9 protein-coding genes are annotated in these 7,461 nt (G+C 46.6%); 3 read left to right on the top strand and 6 right to left on the bottom strand.

Annotated features, from left to right (window positions below; translation table 11 throughout):
- Positions 1-306: 306 nt before the first annotated feature.
- Positions 307-1,332 (top strand): ABC transporter permease, encoded by a 1,026-nt coding sequence (locus tag O9324_RS24155; protein WP_002768125.1) that lies wholly within the window; start codon positions 307-309, stop codon positions 1,330-1,332.
- Between the two features lie 222 nt (positions 1,333-1,554).
- Here the strand turns inward: O9324_RS24155 and O9324_RS24150 are convergent, their stop codons facing one another.
- Positions 1,555-2,472, bottom strand: coding sequence for a glycosyltransferase family 2 protein (locus tag O9324_RS24150; RefSeq protein WP_288141528.1), 918 nt, complete (start codon positions 2,470-2,472; stop codon positions 1,555-1,557).
- Positions 2,473-2,732: 260 nt separating this feature from the next.
- On the opposite strand from O9324_RS24150, the gene trpA reads away from it, so the two are divergent.
- On the top strand, positions 2,733-3,527 hold the full coding sequence (trpA, locus tag O9324_RS24145; protein ID WP_287659892.1) for a tryptophan synthase subunit alpha: 795 nt from the start codon (positions 2,733-2,735) through the stop codon (positions 3,525-3,527).
- 178 nt (positions 3,528-3,705) lie between these two features.
- On the opposite strand, the gene O9324_RS24140 is transcribed toward trpA, so the two are convergent.
- From O9324_RS24140 to O9324_RS24120, 5 genes are all read right to left on the bottom strand, one after another.
- Positions 3,706-4,956, bottom strand: a complete 1,251-nt coding sequence (locus O9324_RS24140; RefSeq protein WP_288141527.1) for a nif11-class peptide radical SAM maturase 3 — start codon at positions 4,954-4,956, stop codon at positions 3,706-3,708.
- Positions 4,957-4,982: 26 nt separating this feature from the next.
- Complete coding sequence (locus tag O9324_RS24135; RefSeq protein ID WP_149987411.1) at positions 4,983-5,177, bottom strand: hypothetical protein; 195 nt, start codon at positions 5,175-5,177, stop codon at positions 4,983-4,985.
- 113 nt (positions 5,178-5,290) lie between these two features.
- A complete protein-coding gene (locus tag O9324_RS24130; protein WP_288141526.1) occupies positions 5,291-5,599 on the bottom strand; it encodes a Nif11-like leader peptide family natural product precursor in 309 nt (102 codons plus the stop codon).
- Positions 5,600-5,872: 273 nt separating this feature from the next.
- Positions 5,873-6,073 (bottom strand): hypothetical protein, encoded by a 201-nt coding sequence (locus tag O9324_RS24125; RefSeq protein WP_288141525.1) that lies wholly within the window; start codon positions 6,071-6,073, stop codon positions 5,873-5,875.
- A 26-nt stretch (positions 6,074-6,099) separates the two neighbouring features.
- Entirely contained in the window at positions 6,100-6,534 is a 435-nt protein-coding gene (locus O9324_RS24120; RefSeq protein ID WP_149987409.1) for a nitrogen fixation protein, read from the bottom strand.
- Positions 6,535-7,070: 536 nt separating this feature from the next.
- On the opposite strand from O9324_RS24120, the gene O9324_RS24115 reads away from it, so the two are divergent.
- Positions 7,071-7,307 carry a hypothetical protein gene (locus tag O9324_RS24115; protein ID WP_287727012.1) on the top strand — a complete coding sequence of 79 codons (237 nt, stop codon included), beginning with the start codon at positions 7,071-7,073 and terminating at the stop codon, positions 7,305-7,307.
- The last annotated feature ends 154 nt before the right edge of the window (positions 7,308-7,461 follow it).

The following is a 7,461-nucleotide window of genomic DNA, read 5'->3' as shown; positions in this document are numbered from 1 at the left end:
TCTAGGTTCCAGCGTCGTTTGTTTCGCTTCGCTTTCGCTTCGCTTCAACCGCGCATTTACCAATGTATCTAACTTCCCTAAGTTTGTCAACCCCTTTTGGCAAAATTTTTTGATCTTTTTTCTATCCCTTGCTCCGTAAGCTTTTTAGCCTTTAGGGGTTTTTGGTAGTCCCTTGCTCAGAACTGTCGGTGCCGCTACTTTAGTTTACTTGTACTAAATATTCCCTCAGCTTAATTTTTTCTCGATCGCTCGGTCCTTTTTGGGGTATGGTTCCTTGAGAATGTATTTTCTGATCGGAAAGCCCTCATGTCTCGCCGCGCTGCTTTACAATCCTATTTACTGGTGCGTTTACTCCTAGCTCCCTTGATGTTATGGACAATCGTGACGGTGGTTTTTCTGCTGATGCGTGTTGCTCCTGGTGATCCCACGGATGCGATTTTAGGCAACCGCGCCCCTGAAAGTGCCAAAAATGCCCTAAGAGAACAGTTAGGACTGAATAAACCCCTATTTTTCCAGTATCTAGACTATATTTTCAATCTAATGCACCTCAATTTAGGAGACTCTTTAACCAGTAAGGGGGTGACGGTATGGGAGATTATTGCTAAACATTTTCCAGCGACGGTGGAACTAACTTTTTATGGAATGCTAATTGCGGTGATAGTGGGAGTCGGATTGGGAATTATCACCGCTTCCCGTCCGGATACCTCCCTAGATGCGGGGGGACGTTTATTTGGACTGATAACCTATTCCTTGCCGATTTTTTGGGTGGGAATGCTCTTACAGCTAATTTTTGCGGTACAGTTGCGCTGGTTTCCTTTGGGGACTCGTTTTCCTTTGAGTGAGACTCCACCGCAGGCAATTACGGGTTTATACACCTTTGATAGTCTGATGACTCTACAACTAGATAAGTTGCCTACGGCGTTGTATTATCTAGCCTTACCTAGTTTTACTCTCGGCATTCTTTTGAGTGGGATTTTTGAACGGATGGTGCGAGTTAATCTGAAACAAACTTTGCAAGCGGACTATGTAGATGCGGCAAAAGCGAGAGGAATACCAGAAAAAACGATTATGATCGCCCATGCGCTGAAAAATGCCCTAATTCCCGTAATTACTGTCTTAGGATTAACTTTTGCGGCTCTTTTAGGTGGTGCAGTCTTGACGGAAGTTACTTTTTCTTGGCCGGGTTTGGGAAATCAGTTATATCGAGCGATTTCTCTGCGGGATTACCCAACAGTGCAGGGATTAATGGCTTTTTTTGCGACAATAGTGGTTTTTGCCAGTATTTTGATCGATTTAATCAATGCTTACATTGATCCTCGCATCCGTTATTAATCGGGGAGAGGGAATTATGAAGTGGGGAAGTGGGGAAGTGGGGAAGTGGGGAGTTTGAGCATTTGTGCTAAAATCCCAATAGGCAGCTTAAAGACAGTACAGCTTGACATAAGACAACGGCCGTGAAATTGATGTCACGGCTAATAAAAAAATGGGTCTGGATTGCTTTTTATCTCTAGGTTGTTGTTAGGTGATTGCTGACTGATTAATAATGGTTGAATGTCAATCGGCCTTTCCTTTCAGGGAGACGAAATTAGACCTATGGGAATTAAGATTGTCACCATTTTGCGGAGGATGAAAACGATTTCTCACTTCGGGGGGAGTGGGTAAACCCTGTTTCATTTCTGCCACTTTTAAGAGGATCAAATACTCATAAAAAGCTTGCAGAGTACACCAAGCAAAACCAGCTTTACCATCGAGAATTCCCGCCAAGATAAAATACATATAAAACCAACGAAGCAGGGGACGAAAAGGCAATCGTAGAGAAAAATCTTTTAAAGCTCTCCGTCTATCTACTTCAGTTTCACCAAAAAATAAATTTTTCCAACTAACACCACCGTTAGCCAACTGATGTAGAGTTTCTGCTGCTTCATCGGTAGAGTAACGATTATGTTTTTCAATCCAACGACTTAAACCTTTACTACAGGTATAGTGGGGATAGGTTTCTTCTAAAAAAGAGGTTTTTCCTCGACATTCTTCCCTTTCCGTGTGACCATAATCGCTAAACCAGACTTGATCTTTTCTAAATAGACGCATTTGATAACGAGGATACTGGGTGCTGCGACGGATCCAAGTTCCCATAAACATAACTCTTTCGGCCACATAAAAACCAGTAAATTCCTGTTGTTGAGTGGCACGCAGACATTCTGCATACAGTTGGGGTGTCATCCTTTCATCTGCTTCGAGAATATAAACCCAATCGTATTTAGTCTCGATATTTTCTAACATCCAAGTTCTTTGTTTACCATGACTCTCGAATTGATGCTGAATCACGCGCACTGGATAACGAGAAGCGATCTCTACTGTGCGATCGCTACTGTAGGAGTCAACCACAATCACATCATCGGATAGAAGTGCCGATTCCACACAGGCGGCAATATCAATTTCTTCGTTATGGGTGAGAATGTAAATGGAAAACATAGATATATGGTGTTTGATTATACGAAACCCAATCGGGCAGTAGTCCTATTTTGTACCGGAAAAAGCGGAATGAAAACCAGTTTATAGAAGAGATTTTCTCAAAACTATCAGACTGCGCTCATTCTACCCTCGATCGCTATTTTGTCAATATTTCTTAAGTATTACTTGAAAAATTCTTTACCTGAGCTTGTGGCGACCGGCGGTGAGCTATTCCCCGCCATGAGATAATAGACGGTGCTTTATGTCTCCAGTAATTTTCGATGACTGCTGTTTCCGAGTGTTTTCGTTCTCTCCGTTCCCAGGGGAATTGTGCCTTAATTCCCTTTATTACTGCTGGTGATCCCGATTTATCTACCACTGCCCAAGCTTTACGCATTTTAGACCGGGCAGGGGCCGATCTGATCGAGTTGGGGGTTCCCTATTCCGATCCTCTTGCGGATGGTCCGGTTATTCAAGCGGCGGCCACCCGCGCTTTAAATCGGGGTGTCAAGTTGGAAGATGTGCTAGAAATCGTCAAAAATGCCCAGGGAGAGGTGAAAGCTCCCATTATTCTCTTTACTTACTATAATCCCATCTATCATCGCGGGATAGATGTCTTTTTAGACCAAATAAAAGCAGCCGGGGTGAGTGGTTTGGTGGTTCCCGATTTACCCCTAGAGGAAGCGGAAAGTCTGCTGCAACCGGCTGCCGCTAAGGGAATTGAGGTGATTTTATTGGTAGCGCCGACCAGTCCCCCGGAACGAATACAAGCGATCGCACTGCAATCTCAAGGTTTTATTTATTTGGTTAGTGTCACGGGAGTGACGGGAATGCGGAAGCAAGTGGCCACCAGAGTGGAGGAATTGCTCGATTCTATCCGTTCTGTCACCGATAAACCCGTGGGGGTAGGATTTGGCATTTCTGACCCGACACAGGCACTACAGGTGAAAAACTGGGGGGCTGACGCAGTAATTGTCGGCAGTGCCATGGTTAAACGTCTAGCCGATAATTCCCCCAGCGATGGGTTAAAATCCCTCGAAGAATTCTGTCGTAGTTTAAAACAGGCGATTCAGTGAGGGATAAGGAGTTAGTGGATGCGGATTAGAGCGAGCGTTCATGTCTTCTCGTTCTGAATTCGTTCAATTTCATCTAGCGCTTTTTTCGCCCGGAATACAGCCCGGAGATAGGCGATCTGGCTCTCCCACGCCGATCGGGGTAGAATGGGGGGGATAGGGTTCGGGTTCTCGTTCATGGTTAGATTGTGGGGGTGAGTACGGGGGTTTTGTTTTGCCAGCTTTCTGGCCATTGGATCGCGTCGGCACTGAAGGCGAGGGGATCATTGGCTAGGGGAGAATAGAAGGGTTCTTCTACCAGCGCGAATTGGCCGTTATCGAAGGGAATTCCCGCTGCAGGGCGATCGAGGTAGAATCTCTCTCGGATTCCCTTCTCCGCTTGTTTTAATGCTCGGTGGTGACAGTAGGGGTTATTGCCTCGGCGATCGAAGAAAACATGAGCCGTCCAACTACAACCACCGCGGCAGAGTTCGGCGAACTCGCAGGTTTTACAGAATCCCCAGAGATGATCGGTTCCCTTCGGGGTTCCCGCACCGAGGTTGAAGCGCAGTTCTTCGGCCTCTTCAATAATCTGGCGCAGGGAGCGATCGCGGATATTGCCCCCGGTATAGGCTGCGGTGGGAAGGGAGGGACAGCCTTTGATCGCTCCGTCGGCCTCGATACCCAGTGCCGCCAGTCCGGCACTACAGCCCTGCCAGAATGTCCACGCATCCCCTCCCCGCAATAAACGTTCGTAGGGGCCGTAATAGCCGATATTGTTGCCCGGTTGTACGTCTACCCCCTCGCGTCGCGCTTGCTCGGTGACACGGGCGACCATCGGGTATAGTTCTAGGAGTTCGTAGGGTTGCAGGAGAATTTCCGAGTTATCGGCGGCGTTCCCCATCGGGACGGTTAACTGGATCTGCCAGGCGAATACGCCCGCATCGCGGATTTTTTCGTAGATTCGGGGGAATTCGGGGGCAGAAAGACGATTTATCTGGGTATTGCAACCGAAGGGGATACCGGCTTGTTTTAGGTGGCTCATGGTTTTAAATGCCCATTGCCAAGAACCGGGTTTCCCCCGCAGGCGATCGTGGGTGGCTTCTAATCCGTCCACGGAGACGGAGACAACTTTGATCCCCGCGTCTTTCATCTTTTGGGCGGTGTCGAGGGTGATGCCGTAGCCGCCGGTAGTGACACCGCAGATCATGCCCGCGTCGGTGATCGCCCGGGCGATATCGAGCCAGTCGGGACGGAGGAAGGCTTCTCCCCCGATCAGGGTGACTTCTTTGATCCCCACTTCGGCCAGTTGACGGACGAGATCGAGGGCCTCTTCAGTCGTAAGTTCGTGGCTACGGGTATGGCCGGCGCGGGAACCGCAATGCTGACAGGCGAGGTTACATTTTAGGGTAATTTCCCAGACGGCGTAGCTGATGCGACGGTATTCGGTCATGGGCGTGTCTATAGATAACTACTAGGCTAAAGTGGACGAACACTTCCGTACGGTTGTTTATCTTGATGCTTACTACGATTACCACCAAAGATAGCTTTAATATCCTCTTCAGTCAGGAATTTTAGTTCGTCATCGTTGGCGATTTCGTCCAAAACCTTTAAACGAAAATCGGGATCGGTTGCTAGTTTTTCGGTAAAGTTCGGGGTGCGATCAAAAGACATGATTAGCTCCTTACTAGGTTTAATACTCGATAAAATTTATGAGTCGGTTGGAATTAGAAATCCACGAGACGATCTGCCGGTAATCCGTACATCGGTCGAAGGATTCTGTAGTCCTATAGAAGTAGATCGCGCTTCGGTGGCCCACCATACAACATTATGGGGGGCCACCGAAAACTGCCGATAAATCCACCTGCGACCGCCGCTAAATCTTCCTCGCTTAAATCTGTAACTTCTTCATCGGGGCGATCGGATTCTAGAAGTCGTGCGGTGTATTCCTCGAATTCCTGTGGTGTGAAATCGAACCCCGCACCTTTGACGATCTCGCTACATTCTTCTTTACTGTTCACCGATTGGATTCGGGAACGAAAAGATTCATCGGAGGCGACTTTTTGATAAAAAGCGTGAACTTGTTCGAGAGCCATAAGTTAACTCCTGTTAGAATTTGAGAGTGACGGGAGGATACGGTTGGTAGATAAGCTGTTCAGCATTGAAATTGCTTGTGGAGATGAGGCACTCTTGCAAGAGGCAACACCCCCCAACTCTCCCGACTTCGGTGGGGCGAGGAGGGGTTGGGGGAGATTCAGCTAATCTAACGATAGGCGGTTATAGCGGTTTTCACAGAAGTGAGTCCCGATTGAAACGCTGAAACGCCTATCTATCAAGGAATTTACTATACCTTATTAGACTGAAAACCGCTATAAAATGGGTCTTTGCTTAATATTCGAGAGTGGTGGGAAGATCATTCCGATAATGATGGGCGGCCAAATTATTCCTAGTGTTGTTAACGATAATTTACCGCCTTGAATGTTTCGAGTCTCGATCGCGCGATTGATCGCAGTTTCAAGAGATTCTTGAAAAGAGTTCACCTGTAGATCGGAAATATGAATTTTAGCCATGGTAATTAGACTCCTATTTAATAGGGTTAAGATTCGGGTTCGGCAACCTTCACGAAAGTTTCGGAAGGATTATAGTTGTCAGTGACAACCTGCGGACAGCGCAGACAAGCCGCTTTTCCCTCCTGTAACCACCAGCGACAGTTTTGCCGGATTCGACAGGGGGGAAGGATATCGGTTACTTCTGCGAGTCCCTGTGCCACCCGGTGCGCGAGGCGACAATCTTTCCCATCGAAATGAACGCATTCTTTTTCCGCGCAGGACGCGGCGAAGCGGAAGACTTCGGTGGGGGTGACGGGTTGAGCGAGTGCGAGAATTTCTGCGGTGACGGGTTGGATTTCCGGGAGATAGGCGACGCGGGGTTCCTCAACGGTTCCCGCTGCGATCCCGAAAATTACGCTATCCGGGGAATTTTCTCGTGCGCTAGGGCAAAGGGTAGGTGTCTGGTGCGGAAGAGATTTCATCAGTTTTATCCGCTTTTTCAATGGATAATTACGAGCGAATTGGTTAGGGAACACGCTCGCGATCGTAATTGACTATATAAACAGAAAAGTCTTGGCAAGAGTTGTCAGGCTTGTCGAGCTACTTCTCTGAATTTAATACTATGGAACCTTGCAAGAAAAAACAAGATATTTTTAAAGACTAATTGAACTTAAAACAATCATTTAAGTTCAAAAAATATAATCTAGGTTATTCTACATTTTTGAGAGAATAACCGGCTCTTCTCGACTTTGTGTGATAATTTTTGCTTATGGAGTCGTGAAATGCTTATCGGACAAGACTTTTAGGACTATTTTGCGGAAGAAACTATCAGTATAGACCTCGTTTCCACACAGAAACCAGAAGAGCCAATAACCTTAAAGTACAACTGATCGCAGTATTCTTGCCGATCAAATTTGAGACAAAAATAAGTTAATTAAGTTTCAAAATACATTTGCGTTTTGAATGTGTATCGTGGATGATTGCGTTTAGTCAACCTCAAACATGAGATCAATCGATTATGGCTAACATCAAAGTCAATGATTTACAAACGACCGATGAATTAAGAAACCTAACGAATGAAGAACTCGGAATGCGAGGTGGTTTTTGGGGATGGGTTATCACCGCTTTCGTGGTTGGATTCGGTATCGGTCGAGCTTCACAAGGCGGTCCGACCAATATATCTGTCACGGTTCCCACCGGTGGCGGCGGCGGTGGCCGTGCTTTCGACACTGGTTCGACAGTTGCACTCCATTAATAATGTTTTAGAATAATTAGGGTCTGCTGAATAAATCTAAAAACCTTGCTGGATAAGACTTTTAGCCTTTTTTGAAATCCAAAAGTACCAGATATGGGAGTGATCAGGGGGAAATTCAGCTACTTTTTCCCTGAAAATTAGGTAATTGACCCCC

It is taken from the genome of Microcystis sp. LE19-84.1B, assembly GCF_027531875.1.
In the GTDB taxonomy this organism is placed as follows: Bacteria; Cyanobacteriota; Cyanobacteriia; order Cyanobacteriales; family Microcystaceae; genus Microcystis; species Microcystis panniformis.
The sequence above is the reverse complement of the archived record's forward strand: the minus strand, read 5'-3'. Positions and strand labels throughout refer to the sequence as shown.

Bases quoted from the DNA above. Each gene is read 5' to 3' on its own strand.
- O9324_RS24150 (WP_288141528.1), bottom strand. From the start codon at position 2,472: ATGTTTTCCATTTACATTCTCACCCATAACGAAGAAATTGATATTGCC.
- O9324_RS24130 (WP_288141526.1), bottom strand. From the start codon at position 5,599: ATGGCTCTCGAACAAGTTCACGCTTTTTATCAAAAAGTCGCCTCCGAT.
- O9324_RS24120 (WP_149987409.1), bottom strand. From the start codon at position 6,534: ATGAAATCTCTTCCGCACCAGACACCTACCCTTTGCCCTAGCGCACGA.
- O9324_RS24140 (WP_288141527.1), bottom strand. From the start codon at position 4,956: ATGACCGAATACCGTCGCATCAGCTACGCCGTCTGGGAAATTACCCTA.
- O9324_RS24115 (WP_287727012.1), top strand. From the start codon at position 7,071: ATGGCTAACATCAAAGTCAATGATTTACAAACGACCGATGAATTAAGA.
- trpA (WP_287659892.1), top strand. From the start codon at position 2,733: ATGACTGCTGTTTCCGAGTGTTTTCGTTCTCTCCGTTCCCAGGGGAAT.
- O9324_RS24135 (WP_149987411.1), bottom strand. From the start codon at position 5,177: ATGTCTTTTGATCGCACCCCGAACTTTACCGAAAAACTAGCAACCGAT.
- O9324_RS24125 (WP_288141525.1), bottom strand. From the start codon at position 6,073: ATGGCTAAAATTCATATTTCCGATCTACAGGTGAACTCTTTTCAAGAA.
- O9324_RS24155 (WP_002768125.1), top strand. From the start codon at position 307: ATGTCTCGCCGCGCTGCTTTACAATCCTATTTACTGGTGCGTTTACTC.